16 protein-coding genes are annotated in these 19,603 nt (G+C 64.8%); 5 read left to right on the plus strand and 11 right to left on the minus strand.

The annotated features are described in order from the left end of the window. Nucleotides 1-29: 29 nt before the first annotated feature. From KOF26_RS12800 to KOF26_RS12815, 4 genes are all read right to left on the minus strand, one after another. Complete coding sequence (locus KOF26_RS12800) at nucleotides 30-2,099, minus strand: 2Fe-2S iron-sulfur cluster-binding protein (RefSeq protein ID WP_216325460.1); 2,070 nt, start codon at nucleotides 2,097-2,099, stop codon at nucleotides 30-32. 66 nt (nucleotides 2,100-2,165) lie between these two features. Then, nucleotides 2,166-2,777: a glutathione S-transferase family protein gene (locus KOF26_RS12805; protein ID WP_216325463.1), complete on the minus strand. Its 612-nt coding sequence runs from the start codon at nucleotides 2,775-2,777 to the stop codon at nucleotides 2,166-2,168. 400 nt (nucleotides 2,778-3,177) lie between these two features. After that, the gene (locus KOF26_RS12810; RefSeq protein ID WP_216325466.1) at nucleotides 3,178-3,420 is read right to left on the minus strand and encodes a DUF6582 domain-containing protein; all 243 of its coding nucleotides are present in this window, start codon (nucleotides 3,418-3,420) and stop codon (nucleotides 3,178-3,180) included. A 29-nt stretch (nucleotides 3,421-3,449) separates the two neighbouring features. Then, nucleotides 3,450-4,373, minus strand: coding sequence for a LysR family transcriptional regulator (locus KOF26_RS12815; RefSeq protein WP_253201398.1), 924 nt, complete (start codon nucleotides 4,371-4,373; stop codon nucleotides 3,450-3,452). A gap of 124 nt (nucleotides 4,374-4,497) precedes the next feature. On the opposite strand from KOF26_RS12815, the gene KOF26_RS12820 reads away from it, so the two are divergent. The 3 genes from KOF26_RS12820 to KOF26_RS12830 all read left to right on the plus strand — a co-directional run bounded on the left by KOF26_RS12820 (nucleotide 4,498) and on the right by KOF26_RS12830 (nucleotide 6,021). After that, nucleotides 4,498-5,247, plus strand: coding sequence for an SDR family NAD(P)-dependent oxidoreductase (locus KOF26_RS12820; RefSeq protein ID WP_216325469.1), 750 nt, complete (start codon nucleotides 4,498-4,500; stop codon nucleotides 5,245-5,247). A gap of 136 nt (nucleotides 5,248-5,383) precedes the next feature. Next, nucleotides 5,384-5,671: a DUF1330 domain-containing protein gene (locus KOF26_RS12825; RefSeq protein ID WP_216325472.1), complete on the plus strand. Its 288-nt coding sequence runs from the start codon at nucleotides 5,384-5,386 to the stop codon at nucleotides 5,669-5,671. A gap of 86 nt (nucleotides 5,672-5,757) precedes the next feature. Next, nucleotides 5,758-6,021 carry a DksA/TraR family C4-type zinc finger protein gene (locus KOF26_RS12830; RefSeq protein ID WP_216325474.1) on the plus strand — a complete coding sequence of 88 codons (264 nt, stop codon included), beginning with the start codon at nucleotides 5,758-5,760 and terminating at the stop codon, nucleotides 6,019-6,021. A gap of 739 nt (nucleotides 6,022-6,760) precedes the next feature. Here KOF26_RS12830 and KOF26_RS12835 read toward each other — a convergent pair. The 7 genes from KOF26_RS12835 to KOF26_RS12865 all read right to left on the minus strand — a co-directional run bounded on the left by KOF26_RS12835 (nucleotide 6,761) and on the right by KOF26_RS12865 (nucleotide 17,393). Next, entirely contained in the window at nucleotides 6,761-10,780 is a 4,020-nt protein-coding gene (locus KOF26_RS12835; RefSeq protein WP_216325476.1) for a Calx-beta domain-containing protein, read from the minus strand. 77 nt (nucleotides 10,781-10,857) lie between these two features. Beyond that, nucleotides 10,858-11,742, minus strand: coding sequence for a PEPxxWA-CTERM sorting domain-containing protein (locus KOF26_RS12840; RefSeq protein ID WP_253201399.1), 885 nt, complete (start codon nucleotides 11,740-11,742; stop codon nucleotides 10,858-10,860). Between the two features lie 137 nt (nucleotides 11,743-11,879). Continuing rightward, on the minus strand, nucleotides 11,880-12,143 hold the full coding sequence (locus KOF26_RS12845; protein ID WP_216325477.1) for a hypothetical protein: 264 nt from the start codon (nucleotides 12,141-12,143) through the stop codon (nucleotides 11,880-11,882). Between the two features lie 629 nt (nucleotides 12,144-12,772). After that, nucleotides 12,773-13,897 carry a YncE family protein gene (locus KOF26_RS12850; RefSeq protein WP_216325479.1) on the minus strand — a complete coding sequence of 375 codons (1,125 nt, stop codon included), beginning with the start codon at nucleotides 13,895-13,897 and terminating at the stop codon, nucleotides 12,773-12,775. Nucleotides 13,898-14,946: 1,049 nt separating this feature from the next. Beyond that, nucleotides 14,947-16,374: a L,D-transpeptidase family protein gene (locus KOF26_RS12855; protein WP_363182248.1), complete on the minus strand. Its 1,428-nt coding sequence runs from the start codon at nucleotides 16,372-16,374 to the stop codon at nucleotides 14,947-14,949. 72 nt (nucleotides 16,375-16,446) lie between these two features. Further along, nucleotides 16,447-17,058, minus strand: a complete 612-nt coding sequence (locus KOF26_RS12860; RefSeq protein WP_216325481.1) for a general stress protein — start codon at nucleotides 17,056-17,058, stop codon at nucleotides 16,447-16,449. Nucleotides 17,059-17,081: 23 nt separating this feature from the next. After that, entirely contained in the window at nucleotides 17,082-17,393 is a 312-nt protein-coding gene (locus KOF26_RS12865; protein WP_216325483.1) for a hypothetical protein, read from the minus strand. A 228-nt stretch (nucleotides 17,394-17,621) separates the two neighbouring features. Here KOF26_RS12865 and KOF26_RS12870 point away from each other — a divergent pair, with 228 nt between their 5' ends. Both KOF26_RS12870 and KOF26_RS12875 read left to right on the plus strand, forming a co-directional pair. After that, nucleotides 17,622-18,203 (plus strand): ANTAR domain-containing response regulator, encoded by a 582-nt coding sequence (locus KOF26_RS12870; protein ID WP_216325486.1) that lies wholly within the window; start codon nucleotides 17,622-17,624, stop codon nucleotides 18,201-18,203. Continuing rightward, nucleotides 18,200-19,408 carry a CmpA/NrtA family ABC transporter substrate-binding protein gene (locus tag KOF26_RS12875; RefSeq protein ID WP_216325489.1) on the plus strand — a complete coding sequence of 403 codons (1,209 nt, stop codon included), beginning with the start codon at nucleotides 18,200-18,202 and terminating at the stop codon, nucleotides 19,406-19,408. The genes KOF26_RS12870 and KOF26_RS12875 overlap by 4 nt, the downstream gene beginning before the upstream one ends. The last annotated feature ends 195 nt before the right edge of the window (nucleotides 19,409-19,603 follow it).

Raw genomic sequence — 19,603 nt, forward strand, 5'->3', positions numbered from 1 at the left:
TTGTTCCACTTGATGGATGCAAAGGGCTGTCACAGCTCCAGCTGGATACGGTCCTCGTCGGCCGGCCCCTGCTCTGCCGGCACCGCGCTGCAGATCAGCACTTCATCGTCGGCGAGGCTCACTCCCGGTTGGCGGATGTGGGTCACTGTCCCCCGCAGCAACTTGGTCCTGCAGGTTCCGCAGGTGCCTTCGCGGCAGCTAAATTCGGGCGACAGGCCCCGCGCTTCGGCAAGGTCAAGAAGCGTCCCGGATGCCGGCGTCCAGCGCGCCTCCTTGGCAGACGCCATGAAGGCCACGGGCACCGGCTTCGTCGAGGCAGGGCGCATCGGCGCTTGAGTGGAGGCCGCGACGTCGGGTGCGCGGACCAGGGAGGACGGCCCGAACGCTTCGGCGTGGATGCGTGCGTCGGCGATATTCAGCATGCGCAGGCCATCGTAGAGCGCCTGGGTGAAGGCAGCCGGACCGCAGAGGTAGAAATCATAGTCGTTGAACGGCAGGAAGCGGGTGAGCAGGGCCATGTCGATCCGCCCTGCGGCGTCGTAGTCGGCGCCTTCAGCGGCGTCGGTGGGATCGCTCAGCACCCGGATGACCTTCACGGCGCTGAAGGAGTTTTCGACCAGCTTCGCCAACTCCGCGGCGAATGGGCGCTCTGCCTTCGTCCGGGCGGCGTGGAAGAGGTAGGTCGGGCGGGTACGCTGTCTGCGCACGCCCTCATAGACGACATGGCGCAGCATCGCGAGCATAGGGGTGATGCCCACCCCGCCCGCTAGCAGGACTGCGGGGCGCGTCTCGCGGGCGTCGATGGTAAAGTCGCCGGCGGGCGCTCGCGCCTCGATCACATTGCCGACCCGGATGGAATCGTGAAGATGGCTCGAGACAGGCCCCTCGCGCTTGATGCTGATGCGATAGACCCCATCGGAGGGTGCGGCGGACAGCGTGTAGTTCCGGATGACGGGCTTGTCGTCGCCCGGAAGCATCACGCGGATCGGGAGATGCTGGCCCGCCTGGTGGAGCAGCAATCCGGCGCCGTCGTCGGGCAGGAGATGAAAGGAACGGATCGAGCTGCTCTCGTCGACGATCTTCGTCACCTTGAGCGGGCGCCATCGGGCCGACAGTTCGGCCGCGCGCAGGCGGTTGGCGGCTTCGTCCCAGTCGCCAGTCATCAGCGAACTCGGCGACCAGGGTTCCGCTTGCATATCCCAGCGCAAGGCGAGCGCGCCGCGTCGGCGCACGACCGTCTGCGCGGTAAACGTCCAAAGCCGCTCCGCGCCCTGGAAAGCGGCGATCTCGGGACTGTCGAAGATGACCTCGGCCGTGCCGGTTATCTGGAGCACGTCGCCGGTCGCGTAATCGACGAAGAGCAATCCGGCTTTGCCGTTGAGCAGGATGTTGCCGAGCGTATTGAAGAACAGGTTGCCGTCGAAATCGGGAATGGTGAGCGTGCCATTGTCGGCGACGCGGACGAACCCGGCCTTGCCGCCGCGGTGGGAGACGTCGACTTGCCGGCGATCTCCGCGATCGGCATAGGAGGCCACAAAGAAGCCGTCCGCCCCTCCGATCATTGTCCGGGCGGAGGCGTCGAGTGCGGCCAGGGCCTCGACGTCCCCGGCGTAGGGCATGCCGGGATCGCGCGCATAACGGAAGTTACGAAGCTGAATGTAGCGCGGGCAATTACCGAAGCTTTGATCGACATCGATCCGGAAACCGTGCGGGCCTTCGCGGACGACGCCGTTCATGCGATTCCGCCGGCGCGTGTGCATCTCTATGCCGAGCAGTCCGATAGGCTTGCACGGTGCAAGCCCCGAGGCGGCGGGGTCGGTCGGGTCCGCGCTGGCGTCAATCTCGAGCGTAGTAGCGTCGGGAGAGCTGATGAACCCCGAGCGTCCCTCCAAGAACGTCGCCCAAGGCGCGCCGGCCTCCTCGACGCTGCCAAGCACGATGAACGGGAGCTTCGCGTAAAACTCTCGGTGCTGATCGGGCATATAGTCGCGGATGACCCGCTGACCGACCGACGCCATGCGCTCTGCGACGCCCACCTTCTCCTGAATGAAGCGCTCGCCTTCATGCCAGACCGAGAGCTTGCTGAAGTTCGCCGTCATCGTTCTCTTGCCTTTGCTGGAGCCTGGCGCGCGCACGCTGGCGGGCGCTCGCTGTCGGCGGCACGATCAGGCCGCCAAGCCGACTGGCGTCTTCACGAAGGGCACGAAGCCCGGCAGCGCTTCGACCCGGCGAAGAAAGGCGTTCACGTTCGGATAACCCGAGAGGTCGACATTGCCCTCCGGCGCGCGTGCGACATAGCTGTAGATGGCGACGTCAGCTATTGTGGGTTGCGAGCCCACCAGCCAGTCAGCGTCCTCCAGACGGGCTTCCAGACGGCCGAGCAGGGTATGAGCGCGACCGATCACTTCGTCGGCATTGAACTTGGCGCCGAACACGGTGATGAGCCGGGCCGCGGCCGGGCCATAGGCGACCTCGCCGGCAGCGACCGACAACCAGCGCTGGACGGCTGCGGCGCCCTGCGGATCTTCGGGCAGCCAATCGGTGCGGCCGGCTTTCTTGGCGAGATAGACGAGGATCGCGTTCGAGTCCGCCACGACCACTCCGTCATCTTCCAGAACCGGCACCTGGCCGAACGGGTTGAGCGCAAGAAACTCGGGCCGCTTGTGTGCCCCGGCCTTGAGATCAACTTCGACCAGCTCATGGGGAACGTTGAGCAGCGACGCGAGCAGCGCGGCGCGGTGCGAGTGGCCCGACAGAGGATGGTGATGAAGCTTCATAGCGAAATCCTACGTGAAGGTCGGGTCCATTCCCGATCCGCAACGCCATTGTGCTTCGATACCGAAGAGGCGAGAATGACCCGTCTCGGCACTTCATTATTTCGCTCGATGTAACGGTGGCGAGAACATCGGTGCCCTGATTGATATGGGTCATAACCGTGCTGCTGACGGTTTGCTTGATGGCAGCTTTTGCGAAGAGCAGCCGTCTCGCAGGCGCGGTGCGACGACCAGCCTTGGTCGACGTCTGCCGCTTCGCCGTTGCTTCGAGGATCGCGGTTATGTCACCGCCAACCATTAGGGGCTATCCGCCGATCCAAGCGATCATGGCCGCTAGCGGCTTCGCATCCCGCAGGTTGCAAGGGTCCGATTTAGACTAGCAAGTAGCCGGGGCGGACCGGGGCTAAAGCTTGCCGATCTCGCGCCAGGACTTCTCGCTGATTTCGACCCCGTATTTTTTTGCCGCCGCCCTGATCCGCTTCCAGGCATCATCACGCTCGTCATCGCTGACATCCTTCACCTGGTTGAAGCGGGCGACGGCGTTGCGAACGTGTGCGGCGTTTTCGAGCGGCTCCTTCCGCTGCTTCGGAAATGCGAACGAGCCCTTGGAAAGGTCGTCCCGGTCTTCGGCACGGAGCTTGGTCATCGTTGCCTCCATCTATGGAAGCCCAACGATCAACGAGCCTGGGGGTTCGGCCCGCCCGCAGGCGCTCGCGCTTCAGGATCCGACAGGACGGCCTCAACGAAATCGGCGAACGCGCGCGCTTTCGCAGTTGCCAGCCTTCCCGTCGGATACACCGCCCACAAGTCGATCGGCGGGAGCGTCCACTCTGGCAGCACGCGCTCCACCGCGCCGTTGGCCAGTTCGGGACCGAACATCCAGTCGGACGCCACGGCCAAGCCCATGTCGGCCAGCACCGCCGCGCGAATTCCTTCTGCGGCGCTGAGCCGGAGCCGCCCGCGCACAGCGACCGACTCCTCTTTGCCGCGGCGCCGGAACGTCCAGTTGTCGCTTTGCTGGCTGTACGTCACCGCATGATGATGCAGGAGGTCGGCCGGCACCTTAGGCGTCCCGGCGCGGGCAAGATAAGCGGGGGTCGCGACTACCGACCGGTCACCCGTCGTAATCCTGCGCGCGACCGCCGTCGAATCCGTCATCCTCCCCATCCGCAGGGCGATGTCGATTCCTTCGGACACAAGATCTATCACCCGGTCGTCCAGGATCACGTCGATATCGAGCGAGGGGTTGGCCGCCAGAAATTTCGGGAGGTGCGGCACGATCATCAACCGGGCAAAGGTGGTCGCCGCGCAGACCCGCAACCGCCCTGAGAGGCGGGCCCCCGCACCACGCGCCTCGAGCTCGGCCTCCTCGACTTCGCGGATCGCGTCACGTGCACGCTCGTAGAATCGCAGCCCTGTGTCCGTCGGCGCAAGGCCATGTGTGGATCGGACCAACAGCCTGACTTGAAGCCACTCCTCGAGTTGAGCGATCGTTTTCGAGACCGCGGGCTGACCGACGCCGAGTTGCCGCGCAGCCCCCGTGAAGGATCCGGTCTCCACCACCCGCACGAAAGCGGCCATTGCCTGCAGCCGGTCCATCATTCCCCTCAGGAATAGATATTATCGCTATAGGCGGTCTTATCCGGCACGATGGGAATGGCAATACTCCTCATCACGAGCCGCCCATCCCGGACTGCTCATCAATTTGATCAAGGAGCACGTCATGTCTCATCTTGCAGGAAAAGTGGCCGTGATCACGGGCGGATCGAGCGGCATCGGTCTGGCAACGGCCAAGCGCCTTGCGGCGGAAGGTGCCCATGTCTTCATCACAGGTCGCCGCCAGCCCGAACTGGACAAGGCAAAGGTCGAGATCGGCGGTAAGGTGACGTCGGTCCAGGGCGACGTAACCAGCCTGGCCGATCTCGACCGGCTGTACGCGACGGTCAAAGCTGAGGCGGGTGTCGTCGACATCGTCGTAGCTAATGCCGGTTTCATCGAGCATGCGACGATCTTCGACCTGAGCGAAGCCCACTATGAGAAGACTATGGACATCAACGTCAAAGGCGTGGTGTTCTCGGTGCAGAAGGCCTTGCCGCTGATGACGCGCGGCGGCTCGATCGTCGTGGTGTCCTCCATCATCAACATGAAGGGCGTTCCTGCGCATGGCATCTATGCCGCAGCAAAGGCCGGCGTGCGCGCGTTGGTGCGCGTCTGGGCGCAGGAGTTGAAAGACAAGGGCATCCGCGTGAACTCGCTCAGCCCCGGCGCGACCGAGACCCCAATTATCCGCGCCCAGTTCGACAGCGACGAAGCATCTGATGCCGCCAAGGGCATGTTCGCATCGATCACGCCGCTCGGCCGGCTCGGCTTGCCGGAGGAAATTGCAGCCGGCGCTTATTTCCTGGCATCCGGCGAATCGAGCTACGTCACCGGCATCGACCTTCCAGTCGATGGTGGCTTGGCGCAGGTTTGATCTCCATCGATCGACGGCTCGTGCGCGCCGTTGGAAGGATCGCACGAGCCGGATCAGCCATCACAGATTGGCCGCGCTTTTTCGCCACGACCGGCGAGCGCAGCGCCGCCTCCCGACTAGATCAGGAAACAGCGATATGAGCGCCTATTTTGTCATGATCCGCGAAAAGACGACCGACGCTGCTGCGCTGGCCGAATATGGGCCACGCGCTTCCCTCGCCGCACAAGGTCACCCGCTAAAGCCGCTCGCTATCTATGGAACTCTCGATCAACTCGAAGGCGACCTTATCGAAGGAGCGGTCATTATCGAATTCCCGGACATGGCAACGGCCCGGGCCTGGTATGACAGCCCAGCTTATCAAGCTGCCGCCAAATTCCGTCACGCCGGATCGACGTCGAAGGCCTTTTTTATTCAAGGCGCGTAGGCGGCAGGGATGGCCGGCGGAGCTTTGAATGCCGCGGCCCGTTTCCTATCTCGTTATTTGAGGACGCGTGCGCGGAAGAGGACGAGATGGCCAATGGTTGGGCGCCCGATGGCGCCGTACAGGATCAGATTGACGACACCGTGAAGGACGCGGTCTTGCGCGCGCGCGTCATGATGTCGGTGGGTGAAGGCAGCGACGAATGCGACGATTGCGGGGAGGATATTCCCGCCGCGCGCCGCGCCGCTCTTCCGGGAACCCGGACCTGCGTTGCATGTCAGTCGAAGCGGGACGCGAGCATCCGCAGCGCGGGGATCAACCGGCGCGGCAGCAAGGATAGCCAATTGCGCTGACGCGTGGGCGGGTCGTTTCGCCCACTGATGGAGCCTGCTGGGTGTCAGACCGATACCACCAGCCGCGCGTGATGGCGGGGTGTTCGTCCGGTCACACGCTTTAACGCCGTCCGGAATGCGCTTTCTGATTTGTCAGCGTCTCAGACGCATCATCGAGGCATGATAAACGCTGCCATTGGCGGCTTCTGGCATGAGCAGTCGTTCCTGCTAACTGATCGGAACGCCGTTTGTTGGTTGGGAGCGGAATGGCGGCTTCTGGGCGGTCAGAGTCACAGAGCAGATATTCGACCAGAAAGCTGGAGCGTCGCCTCTGACCCAGGCGCGACGGTCCATGCGGCGGCCGCCAGCGTCGGCGTGGTTGGCCTCGTCCGTGATGAGATGGGCAAGGGCGTGGCGCCTATGGTGCGGCAAACGGAGCTGGCGCGCCGACAACGTCCCCTCGGCCGACCTGATCGCATTTGCGCGTGATCGCGGGTGCTTGCTCGGCCGCACCTGCGGCGGTGCAACTAGACGCGCGGAGGGCGATGCCCCCTGAGCCGCCGCGCGTGCAAAGTCCGCCCGATTGCGAGCGGTCGGCAAAGTTGAGCGCGGAATCCTCGAACACGGCCTTTGTCGGCTTATCGCCGAACAGACGCCGCATAACCCTCTGGCAATTCTTAACCGCGGGGTCAGCGGCGAAGACTGTGGGCGCGGACGACGGGATGCCCCGCCCGCGCCCCTGCCGTTGCAGGCGGCCGGATTAGCCGATGTCGGGCATTGGACTGATCTGGTTAGCAACGATGGCGAGCTGGTTGAGCCCGCCGACACCAAGCACCGTCACCGCCCCCTTGCCGGTAAGCGATACGGTGAGGTCGGCAACCCCGTCGCCATTCGTGTCGCCGACACTGCTCGACGTCACCGCCAAGCCAGTCGCCAGATAGAGGACGTCATGACCAACCGTATAGTCGGCGATGATGTCTCGGCCGTCGCCGCGGGCGAAGAAGAAGATGTCGTCGCCCGCCCCGCCGGCCAGCATGTCGCTGCCGACGCCGCCGACAATGACGTCCGCGCCTGCGTCGCCGGTGACGCTGTCGTTGCCCTGCCCGCCATGCAGCCTGTCGTCGCCATTGCCGCCGGCTAGCACGTCATTCCCCTGGCCGCCCCACAGGCTGTCATGGCCGGCAAGGCCGATCAGCGTGTCGGCGCCCGCATAGCCGTAGAGCCTATCGCCGACGCCCTGGCCGATGAGCTGGTCCGCCGCCGTGCCGCCTGTACGGATGACGCCGACGAGGAGCTGGTCGAGGCTGACCGTAGCACCGTCGCCGAAACGGAAGGTCTCGGCGTTGGCGACGGTGTCGGTGCCGTCGCGGTCGGCGAGGCCGTCGGCTACAATGATGCTGCCGGCCTCGCCGCGGGCGAAGCTGTAGTCGGTGCGCGGGCCGGTAAAGGCGACGATATCATTGTCGGGGCCGCCGTCGAGCCAGTCATTGCCGGCGCCGCCGGCCAGCGTGTCCGCGCCGCCTTCGCCCGACAGCGTGTCGTCGCCGCCAAAACCTTCGATCAGGTTCGCCGCGGCGTTTCCCGTCAGCGACTCGGCCAGCGTGCGGAAGTCGAACTGGGCGACCGCCGGGTCATGATCGGAGATGGCCGGGTTCACCGCGCCGTTGCGCTGATTATAGCCGGTGTTGATGTGGACGATATCGTAGCTCGCCACCGAATTGAGCGTGTGATCGACGAGGATATGGTCGATCGCCTGAGATCGCCCGTCAAAGTCGTAGGTATAGCGCTCCGCCTCCGGCAGCTTGGTGATGGTGAGGTTGTCGAAGCTGGTGCGGTCCGTGGCGGGCGTGCCGTCGGGCTTCACATAGCCGGCGGCGACCTCCAGCGGCCGGTAGAAGTAGAAGTCGTTATAGTCGCCGCCGGAGATGATGCGGGCATCGCCATCTCCTTGCGCTATCCTGTTCAGTATGGCGTTGAGAGCATCGGCGGCGGCGACGCGCTGCGCCCAGTCGCTGTTCTCGGGCTGGCCGCTGGGAAGGTCCTGCGTCATCTGGTAGAAATTGTCGCTGCCCCCGCTCTTCGACGGGAAGTGGTTGGCGGTGACGTAGACGGTGTTGCCGTTGAAGGCGAACTCGCCGAGCAGCGACTTGCGCGTGGCCTCGTAATCGACCGGGTTGATCTCGCTGGCGATCATCGAATCGTCGAAGGCGATGTTGTCGTCGGCATCGCGCACACCGTCGCCGATGCGGTCGGTATATTCGCGCCGCTCGGTCAGGCTCGCATCCGCCGCCAGATCGCCGAGCTGCACCCGATCGGTGTCGTAGAGGAACCCGACGCGGATATTGCCGTTGGGCTCGCCGCCCTCGGCGCCGTTGACCGGGTCCTGATCGACATATTGGTAATGCTTGCCGGTCGCTGCATTGAGCGCATCGACGAGCTGCTGCCACGTTTGGGAGGCATCCGTGCCGCCGGCGCCCGAGCCGTTATTGTCCTGGATCTCCTCGACGGAGATGATGTCGGGCGCCTTCAGGTTGGAGGCGATCGTCTCTGCGATCTGAGTAAAGCGGGCCGACCCGTCGGTCGGATCGAGATTCTCGACGTTGAAGGTCGCGACCCTGAGGGAGCGGGCATCGTCCGCCAGCGTCAGTGTCTCCTGCACGGGCTGTGTATCGGTGAGCGTCACCGGATCGGTAACATAGACTTTCAGATTGCCGAAGTCGAAATCGACCACGCCCGACACGCCGCCTAGCTTGTCGCCCATGGTAAGCTGCTGATCGAAGCCGGAGGTGCCGCCGCGGCCGGCATTGCTGAAGTCGAGCTCGACGATATCGGGATTCACGTCGCCGTCATGGAGATATTTGCCGCCCTCGTGGGTGGCGTCGTCCGGATTGGCGGTGTCGGGCGGCGAGAAGGGGGGATCGCCGGCGATGGTGTAGCCGCCGCGGCTGTTGATCTGCTCGGGATTGGCATGATCCAGCGAATAGGCCTTGAAGTAGACGGCATTGTCCGAGCCGCCGGCAAAGCCGTCCGCCACCACCATGTTCGGGATGGTGACGCGCATGCCCTCGACCGTCTCGAAGAAATCGAGCGCGTCATTCTGCGGATCAAACGTGTCGTTCGGATCGTCATGCGCATCGAGATAATCGGGCACCTCGTCGGTGAGGATGGCGTTGGGGATGTGCCGCCCCACGCTACCGTCCAGCACATTGGTGGGCAGTTCGCTGATCTCGGCGGACTGGCTGACGATCGTCGCATCCGTCAGCATGGTGCGCGGCAGATTGTAGAACGACTGATATTCCATGACGTGCGCCTGCACCGTCAGCGTCTGGCCGACCTGCAGGCCGGGCGCGGCAGCGGCGACGGTCTGGCCGACATTGGCGTCGTTGCGGGTCATCACGAAGATACCCTCGGACGTCAGCGCGCTGTCGTCCCAGTCCCCCTGCTGCTCCATCAGATAATAGCCCTGGAGCCGGCCTTCGTCGTCGATGGCGGTGACGACGGCGTTCACCGCTACCGTGTCGGCCGACTGGACGTTGAAGCTGTGGATACCGGCATCGACGAGTATGGGGCTGAAATTGGCGTCACCCTGGATCTGGCTTATGCGGGTGAAGTCACTGTCGAGGATCGTGCCGACGCCGGTCGTGTCGGTGATGCCGACATTGCCCGTGGCATTGGCGAGGTTGACGGAGAAGCTCTCCGCGCCCTCTCCGGCATGATCCCCCTGGACGGCGACGGTGATCGTCTTGACGGTCTCGTCGGCGGCGAAGCTCAGCGTGCCGTTCCTGGCGACATAGTCGCTGCCGGCATGCGCGGTGCCATCGGCCGTCGCGAAATCGACAGAGAAGGGCACGGCATCGCCCGTGCGCGTGACGGTGAAGGTGGCGAAGGTCTGGCCGTCATCGCCTTCGGTGACGGCCGTGTCGCTGATCGCGACATTGGTGGCGGCCTGATCGTCATTGACGATTACGCCCTGCGCCCGAGCCTGAGCGATGGTGGCGCCGCCGGTGGCGTTGCCGAGGCTGATGACGAAGCTCTCGTCTGGCTCGACCACCGTGTCGCCGGTGATCGCCACCAGCACATGCGCCTCGGTCTGGCCGGCGGCGAAGATGAGCGTGCCGGCGGTGGCGACATAGTCGCTGCCGGCATGGGCGGAGCCGTCAGCGGTCGCGTAATCGACCGAAAACGCGCCAGCGCCGCCGCTGCGCGTGACGGTGAAGGTGATCGTGCTATCGCCGGTGTCGCCCTCGGCGACCGGGGCGGCATCGTCCACCTTGATTTTGATCGGCGTCGCGCCACCGGCGAAGCTCTGGCCAGCATTGATGCTGCCATGGCTGCTGGTGGAGACCGCCCAGCTGAAATCGCCGGCCTCGCTGCCCGTGCCGGTGCGGGCGACAGAGGTGCCGTTGGCCGTGCCCGTCTCCGCAACGCCGACATCGGTGCTGGTCAGTCCATTGGCCGCGCCGTTGGTCGCCTTGAAGCTGCCTTCATAGCTCAGGAACTCGACGACATTGTTGTTGCCGTCGACGAGCGCGATACCGTCCGGCGAGCCGTTCTGGATCGTGCCCTGGGCGGTGTCCGGATAGGCGAACGAGACGGCGCCGAAGCCGTTTTGCTGATCTGCAATGACCCCGCTCAGGCTGAGCGTGTTATAGGACTGGCCGTTCGAACCATTGTAAAGGAGGAGCTTGTAGCCGCTGAGATCGGTGCCGGCGATCTCGACGAGCTCGCCGACGTCGCCGCCGGCATTGTCATAATGGAACTCGTTGATGAAGATCGACATGGTCGTCGGTCCCTATGCTGTCATCCACGGCGGCGGGCGCGCCGAGGCGCGTCGTCTGTCGGTGGCGCGTGCGAGATTCAGGCGGCGAGAGCGGCAGCCGTGCGGCGCCGCAGCGCCGCGCCGGTCAAGCCGAAGCCGGTGATCATCATCGCCCAGGCAGCAGGCTCGGGCACCGCATCCGGCTCGATCGCCACCGACAAGCTGTCGATCATGCCGAGCGAGGTGCGCGCTGTGCCGGAGGCTGCGCCCGCCGCATCAATGACGCTCATGCTGTCTGTGACATAGAAATCGAGACCGATGGCGCTCGCGAATTCGGGCAGGCGGATGCCGCCGACGAGGATATCCCCGACAAAGTCGCCGCCGAAGGAGAAGCTCGAGCTGATGTTGATGACATTGCCGCCGGCATCGACGGACTGTCCGGCGACCCAAGTCTTGTCGATCGAGCCATAGCCGCCGAAGCTGCCGGCGAGCGCATCCGTGCGATAGACATCGCCGCCGAGCATTGGCGCGATGCCGCCGCTGAAGCTCAGGCTGACGGCGAGGAATTGCGCGTCGTCGCGGAACCAGCTGAAATCGGGATCGGCGGCGCCATTCGCGCCGAGCAGCGCCGTGTCGATGCGTATCGTGCCGGCCAAGCTCTGCGCGCCGCCATCTACGGTGGCGCCGGTGGCGAGATCCTGCACATACTTCTTATCGACCGTGCCGGTGAAGGAAATGACCAGGACCGCCGCCGGCGCCTGGCTGGCCGCTGCCAACGCGACGGCAGCGATGAGTCCGCGGTTCACCAAGCTGAACATAACTACCCCCTGTAGAAGACGGGTTCGTTCAACTACCTTGACCATCTCCAAGTCAAGAAAGTAAGAATCAGTTAGTGTCTTATTAATGTCACCATACGCAGGCATGGAGCACAATGTGCGTTGGGTCGTGGAACTGTTATTTCCACGAATCGAGTATCTCGTCATTGTTCTATAATGATATGCTTGCGCTACGGGGACGAGTCTGCGCTGCTCGCGCGCAGTCATCGCTCGGCAGGTGTCTCAGCAGCGGGCCGCGGCCAATATCCTTCAGCGAGAAGCGCAGCAGAAAGGGGTAGCCGATCCTATGGATGGTTCGCGATTGAGAACGGCGCCGCTGCCTTCCGGTGTGTTGCCATTGGCAAAAGATCGATTTGGGTGGCTCCGATGCCCGTCGCTATGCCGCTCATTGTCTTACTGGGAGCTCTTCGGGTCGCTGCTTCTGAAGCAATCGCCTTTGGATTTTCGATGGTAGGCACTCCCATGGCATGGGCCAACGTTAATGTATATTCCTGCCGTTCCGCTTGTCGCATCCGTCCATGCTCCACTTCCGCCAGATAACGGATCATCAAAATCTACTATTTTGAACTTCATATTCGAAATATCATTAAATAACTGGAGAGCAATTATCGAGTGCCCGTTACCTATGTCGATCCTATAGAAAGGATCATCAGCAGCGAATTTATAGAGTTCATTAAGAACCTCGTGGGTTCTGGAATATTAACCATCTGACAGTGCGCCACTCGCATGCTTCTCTATTCGTGAGCTTGCCCACACACTTGCGTGAGTGTTCAGGTAAATTGGATTCTGCTTTGACGGACTTCCTGGGCTCACGACAGTTCCGGGCGCCTCTCCCGGTGGCGTTGGGCCGGGTGGGACCGTGCCCGTGACTACAATTGGCCCCGTCTGCGTGCCGATTGCAGGCGACAACTTACGGACTTCAGAAAGCGATAGAGGACGCCTATTCTCTCCGATGCTAGGTCTGAGTTGATTTCATATAGAAGAAGGCCAAACTCGAATCTTATCGGGCGGGCAACCAAAGGAGGATTTTCTCTCTCGGCAGGCATCCTCTTTCGATCACGATTTGCGTGAACCGGAATTGTCGGATCTTTTCAGCTCAGTATCGCGATAAGCATCGCTGATTCTTCGGCCGCGGCGTGTACAGTGTGAGGGTTGCGTGCGCACTCTGCACGTTCCCTCACGGTTCGGTGGGATGAAGCAGAACCGCATCCTCGCCGTAGAGGGCGGCGACCAGGGTTTTGCCGTCAGGAAGGAAGCGCAGGTCGCGCGGGAAGGCGCCGACCCTGATCGTGCTGGCGAGCTTGGCCTCGCCAGCTATGGCCGGCGTGACCAGCGCCAGCGCCCCGCCGCCATTGGCGAAGCGATCGGAATCGGCGATCCAGAGCTGTTGCCCATCAGGACGGATCGCCAGCCCAACCGGCGACTTTCCGACCTCGATCCGCGTCACTCGCGCGCCACCGGAGGCGAGCGAAGAGGGATCGATGCCGAGCACTCGCCCGTCGCCGCGCTCGCTCACCCAAAGGCTGTGGCCGTCGGCGGTAACTGCCACGCGCACCGGATTGCAGCCAAGCTTCGCCATGCCGACGACTGCGTGGCGCAGATCGGTCGCTGCCTTGGCGACGTCGATGGAAAGCAGCGCGCCCTTGGCATGTGGTCGGCCACCGCCCTGTTCCGGCATGCATTCGGCAGAGATGCCCGCGATCTGGCTGGTCGAGAACAGTCGGCTGCCATCGGGTGACAGCGCGAGTCCCACTGGCGCCTGGCCGGTGGCGATGCGCCCGACGACCGCCTTGCTGCCTTGGCCCTGGCGAAGTGCCGCCACGTTCAGTACGGCGATGCTGGCGCTGTCCTCCTCACTGACGAAGAGCAGGGCGTCGTCCTTGGAGAATTGCGTGTAGACGGCCCCGTGGCTCCCTTCGGGTACCGTGGCAATGAGCGGATCCTCATCCGCCGTCACCAGCTTCTCTGCATCCAGGAGGACGAGCGCCTCGCCCGTCGAAACCGCCAGCATGCTGCCGTCATGCGACAGTGCCAGCCCTGCGCCGGATCCACGCGGCAGACGCACGCTGCGCGTGACGCCGAAGCTGCCCTTTTCGTTGGTCAGCACCGCGACGGCGCCGCTGGCTGGCCCTTGGGATAGAGAAGCAAAGAGATGGCAATTGTCGCTCGTCGCCTCGGCGGCAAAGGGATGGCCGGGCACCGCGACGGTCTGATCTGCGGCGGGCGAGGGACAAGCGGCATGACCCTGCCCGGTCAGGAGGAGCGCCGCGATCGCGCAGAAACATCCGGGCCAAACCCTCATATATATATCCTCCGCACACGCCGCCGGCGGCTTCGCACTACCCCGACTACGAACGTGGAATAAAGAGAGGGAATGTCGAGGACGAATGTCCCTATTCGTCCGATCTGGACCTTCTGTGAATGCCGAGCCCGATCAGCCCGGTTCCCATTGATAATGGCCGATGTTCGAGCGCCGATGCACCGCGCCGGTGCAATCGTGCCGATGGTCACGCCGCCACCCCGCTTAGGGCCCGCATATACTTATGCACTATCAAAGATTAAGGCCCGCATGAGAGGCAGGATTCAGCAGCGCTTGCGTGCGCCGCGGCCACATATGGGGCCTTGGTCGGCTCTCAGTCCTACTCCTTTGGCTCATTGCCATTTCTATGCCCACTTTCAACGTGGCAGCTGGCAGCCAACGGCAAATATTGGCGAAGCCGCAGTGGCAAATTCTCCCTAAAAAACTACCTTTCAAACCATAAAACTAGAAACACTGGCGTACGGCGGCGGCCGAATAGTTATAATCCCTCCCCTCAGCCAGAACACTATAATCAGACGTCCGTGCGCAGAGCCCTATTGATTGCGGGCTTCGAGTGCTCCTGTTCTGATGGGCAGGTCGCACGTTTCGAGGACACATGGCGTTGGAGCGCCGGTCGCGGGTTCCGCGCCGTGGGCGGACGATGATGCCGTGGCGTTGCTGGTGCGCGATAACGGCCCCGGCATCCCGCTCGGCGATCGCGAGGGTGTGTTCGAACCACTCTTCACCAGCCGCCACATGTTGGGCAGCACGCGGCTTGGCCTGAACCCGCGTCTATGCTCACCGCAGCACACGCGCTGGTCGATGCCGAAACTGGGCTGCGGTGGCCGGGTGGCGGCTGGCATCAGCGTGCGGGAAGCCCGCCAGATCACGCTCCGCCCCCCCCGGGCGACAGCGCCCGCGCTCCTTGGGATGGTCGACGATCGCGTCCCGGACCTAGGCCGCCGCCGGCGTGGGCCGCCATGCCGTTCCGGACGCCGGTGCCTGGACTGGCACCGCCTGCGCCGCCCGTCAGCGCCGTGCGCTGGCGGCCGTCAAGGTGCGATGTCGCCGCCGCCGCTTCTCACGCGCAGCGCCCGACCGGCCTTGAAGCCGAGCGCCGCGCCGACGCGATCATCCCATCCATAAGGATCGTTGCGCACGATCGGCTCGCCGGATTGGTCGAACAGCACCGTCTGGTAGAGCATCCTCACCGGAATGCGGCGCGGCAGCTTGACGAAGCTTTCCTCGCCGCTCGCCTGCGCCTCGTTCCACTCCTCCTCGACGCCCTCGTCGCGGGCGAGCATGGCGGCGAAGCCCAGGGCATCCTCCACCCGGACGCAGCCATGACTGCGCTGGCGCTGCACCATGCCGAACAAGGCCTTGGCCGGCGTGTCGTGCAGGTAGATCGCCTGGTCATTCTGCATGTCGAACTTGACGAGACCGAGGGAATTTTTCGGTCCGGAGCGCTGCACGATCCAGCCGTCCTTCCACTCCATGTCATTGGCCTCGAGATAGCCGGGCCCCTTCTGCGCGATCTCGTTGTTCTGCACCGACCGGGGCACCGTCCAGGTCGGATTGGCGACGAGGCGGAAGATCGGCGAGCCGAGCTGGGGCGTCTGCTTGTCCGGCTCGCCGACCACGACATTGCGCCTGTCGGCAATGCGCCCGTCGCGCCAATAGGTGAGCCGTGCCGCCGCCACGTTGACATCGATGCGGGTCGGCGGCGGGGTCCGCTCCAGCCACCGCATCCGCTCCATCGCCACGGCGATGGCGCGCCGCCGGTCAAGGTCGGACATGTTGAGGATCGCCAGCGCCTCGCTGCCGATCACCCCGTCGGGCTTCATCCCGTAGTCGGCCTGCATCCTCTTCACCGCGGCGACCATCGCCGGCGTGTAGCGCGTGCCCTGCGCGGCGCGAACGTCAATATAGTCGAGGTTGACGAGTTGCTGCGCGATGATCGGCATGCGCGGATCGCTCATCCCCGGCCTGATCATCTCCCCTGCGGCCGGCACATTGGCGGGCGGCGACATGGGCTGGGCGGCGAGCTTGAGATAGGCTTGCGAAAGGCGCCGATATTCGTCGGTCCGGGGCGCCAGGCTGTCGAGCCAGGCGGTGACATTGCCGGTGCGCAGTGCGTCGGCGAGCCCGGCCTTGAGGTCCGGCGCAGGCCGCGGCACGGTATAGAGATCGTAGAGCTTCGCGGGATCGGTGGCGCCGCGCGCCAGCGCCGAGGCATAGGCAAGCGCAACGCGGGTGAGCTCCGCATCCCCTTCCCCGGCGAGGGCGAACGGCATCTGGTCGAGCCCATGGGCGGCGCGGCGCCCGATCGCCTGCCGCAACTGGCCGGCCGCCTGCGTGCTCCAGCGCGGCCGCTGGGCGGTCTCGCTCCCGGCGGTTGCCTTGTCTGCCTGGGGTTGTTGGATATCGCACCCTGCCAAAGCCAGCATGAGCGCTGCCGACCGCAGCAAGGCTGAACGCACGCATTACTCCTTCAGATGAAATCGGCAGGTCGAGCGCCGGGCGGACAAGAGACCGCCCCGGCGCACGCCCGTTTAGTAGGTGGTCTCGCGGCGGTAGCTCGCCCGCTCGCGCTCGATCTCGTCCTCGGAATAGGGGGCCGCGGTCTCGTCGAACCGGGTCCAGCCCGAGCGACGGTAATCGGCGCCGCGCGTCGCCGCATCGACGCCGCGATGGCTGTTCAGGGCCGCTTCCGCCTCGCCGACCAAGCCGTCCGGCACGCGGGCGCTGACGAGGGTGCCGCCGCGCCGCACGCCTTCGGAATAGACATTCGCCTCATCCTCGCTGTGGCCGGCATTCTTCAGCGCGCCGACGATGCTGCCGGTGGCCGCGCCGCCGACACCGCCAATCGCCGCGCCTGCCGCCGTCGAGGCGAGCCAGCCGGCAGCCACGATCGGGCCGAGGCCGGGTATCGCCAGCAAGCCGAGGCCGGCGAGCAGACCGCCGACGCCGCCGAGCACCGCGCCGGTCGAGGCGCCGCGGGTGACGTCGCCATGGTCGTTGACATCGCTGACGTCATGGTCCCCATGGGCGTTGTTGGCGACGATGCTGAGATCGTGGTGCGGCACGCCAATCCGCTCAAGCTCATGCACGGCGGCCTTGGCATCGGAATAATCGTCGAACAGCCGGCTAATGGTCCTGCTCATCATCGGTCTCCTCAGTATGGGGATCAGCGCGCGGTGACATTGCCCTTGTAATCGAGCGTGACGGTGACAGCCTGGCTGCCCTTCATGGCCTTGCCCTGCCATGCTCCGTCATCGGTCTTGGCGAGGCCGGAGACATCGGTGTACCCCGCCTTCGCCAGCCGGCCCTTCGCCTGGTCCTCGGTGAAGGAGCTGTGCCCCTTCGCCGGGGCTGCGACATGATGCACCTTGCTGTCCTTGGTGGCGGGATTGTGCGAGCCGGACTGGGGCGCCTGGGCAGACGCGCCCGTCGCTGCCACGATCACCGCGGCAGCGCACAGAAATTGGGTCCTCAACATCCTCGGTCTCCTCCTGATCGCTCCGGCAGGTCGCCGCGCGCAGTCAGGCAGGCTCAACCGCCCATTCCCCTATAGGTTCATTGCGGATCGTCTTCTGTGGCCATAATGGCAGTCTCACTGCCGTAACGACTGTCGATCGACCGCTCGTGCCAGTGTGGCAGAGCTGGAGGACGTTGACGTTCCGAGCGCCGTGAATAGCCTCGCGTGCGTGAGGCTCGGGGGCCAGGTTTGCGCATTGCCATCATTGACGACAGCGGACTGCGCGCCACGATCCTGGAGGAGGGATTGCGCGACGCGGGCTTCGACGAAATCGAAGTCGTGCCCGCGCATGGCGCGTTCGTGGCCCGTCTCGAGCGGATGGCGCCCGATGTGGTGTTGATCAACCTGGGCAACGCCAACCGCGATTCGCTCGAGGAAATGCTGGCGGTGAGCCGCGCGCTCGCCCGGCCGATCGCGATGTTCGTGGACCAGTCCGACGACGGCATGATCGGCGCCGCGATCGACGCCGGGGTCTCCGCCTATGTCGTCGACGGGCTGCGCAAGGACCGGGTGAAGCCGGTGCTCGAGCTTGCGATCCGCCGCTTCAATGCCTTTTCGAAGCTGCAGACCGAGCTCGCGGCGGCGCGCACTGAACTCGCAGAACGCAAGACGCTCGATCGGGCGAAGGCGATCCTGATGCGCAACCGCGGGCTCGCCGAGCCCGAAGCCTATGCGCTGCTGCGCACCACCGCGATGAAGCAGGGGCGGCGTATCGTCGAGGTCGCGGAGGCCCTGATCACCGCTGCCGACCTGTTTGGAGACGAGCGATGACGCCGCTTTCGATTGCCTTCCTCCCGCTCACCGACAGCGCGCCGCTGATCGTGGCGCGCGAACGAGGCTTTGCCGAAGCGGAGGACATCGCCCTCAGCCTGATGCGCGACACCAGCTGGGCCACCGCGCGCGACCGGCTCGTCTATGGCCAGGTGCAGTGCGCGCACATGCTGGCGCCGCTCGCAGTGGCGGTCACGCTGGGGCTGAGCCAGGCCTCCTGCCCGATCGCCGCCCCGTTCAAGCTCAACGACAATGGCAACGCGCTCACTTTGTCCGCCGAACTCGCCGCCGCGCTCGATCCGGACCGGCGCGCGCGCGTGCAGGACCCGATCGCCACCGCCCATGATTTCGCCGCGGCGATCGGACTGCACCGCCGCAAGCCGATTATCGGCATTGTTCATCGCTTCTCCAGCCACGCGCTGATGCTGCGCTACTGGCTGGCTTACGCGGGTGTCGACCCCGACCGCGACGTGACGTTGCGCGTGCTGCCGCCCTCGCTGATGGTGCAGGCACTCAGCCTCGGGGAGATCGACGGCTTCATCGCCGGCGAGCCGTGGAGCAGCGTCGCCGTCGCCGAGGGCATCGGCGAGATCGCCGCCGCCGGCGTCAATATCTGGCAGCGCGGCGTCGAGAAGGTGCTCGCCACCCGCGCCGATTGGGCGGAGGCGAATGGAGAGACGCTCGGCCGCCTGCTGCGCGCGCTCGATCGCGCCGCGGCCTGGTGCGACGATCCGGCCAATCATGAGGAACTGGCGGCCTTGCTCGCTCGCCCGGACCATGTCGGGCAGCCGGCGGAACTGATCCTGCACGCCCTGTCCGGCCGCATGCCGCTGACACAAGGCGGCGAGATCGCGGCGTTGCCGAACTTCCTCCTCTTCCACCACGGTGCCGCCAATTTCCCGTGGCGTAGCCAGGCGCTGTGGATCTACTCGCAGTTCGTGCGCTGGCGGATGGTGGCGCCAGGTCCGGAAAACGAACGCGCGGCGGCGGGCGTGTTCCGCTCGGACCTTTACCGCAGCGCGCTGGCCGGGCGCGGCGTGGCGATGCCCGGCGCGAGCATGAAGGTGGAGGGGGCGCTCGCCACTCCCCTCGCCGCCGCCTCGCACGAAGGCAGCCTGACGCTGGCGCCAGACCGATTCTTCGACGGACTCGCCTTCGATCCGCAGGATGTGGAGGGCTATTTGCGCGGACTGCACGCGACTTGAGAATTTTGCACTTGCGAGATGTCGCCGGAGGAGTCAGCTTGAACATGTCGCTCGAAAGACCGGGCGGCGCACATCGGAAGTCCACGGCGACGTAGGCGCGGGCATCCATCGAAGACAGCAAAGCCGCTGTCCGATCACCGCATCAGGCGGGGGGTCGGAAGCGGCTTTTTTTGTGCCTGCGGCACGGAAGGCAAT

The sequence above is a fragment of the Sphingomonas quercus genome, assembly GCF_018863195.1.
GTDB lineage: Bacteria > Pseudomonadota > Alphaproteobacteria > Sphingomonadales > Sphingomonadaceae > Solisphingomonas > Solisphingomonas quercus.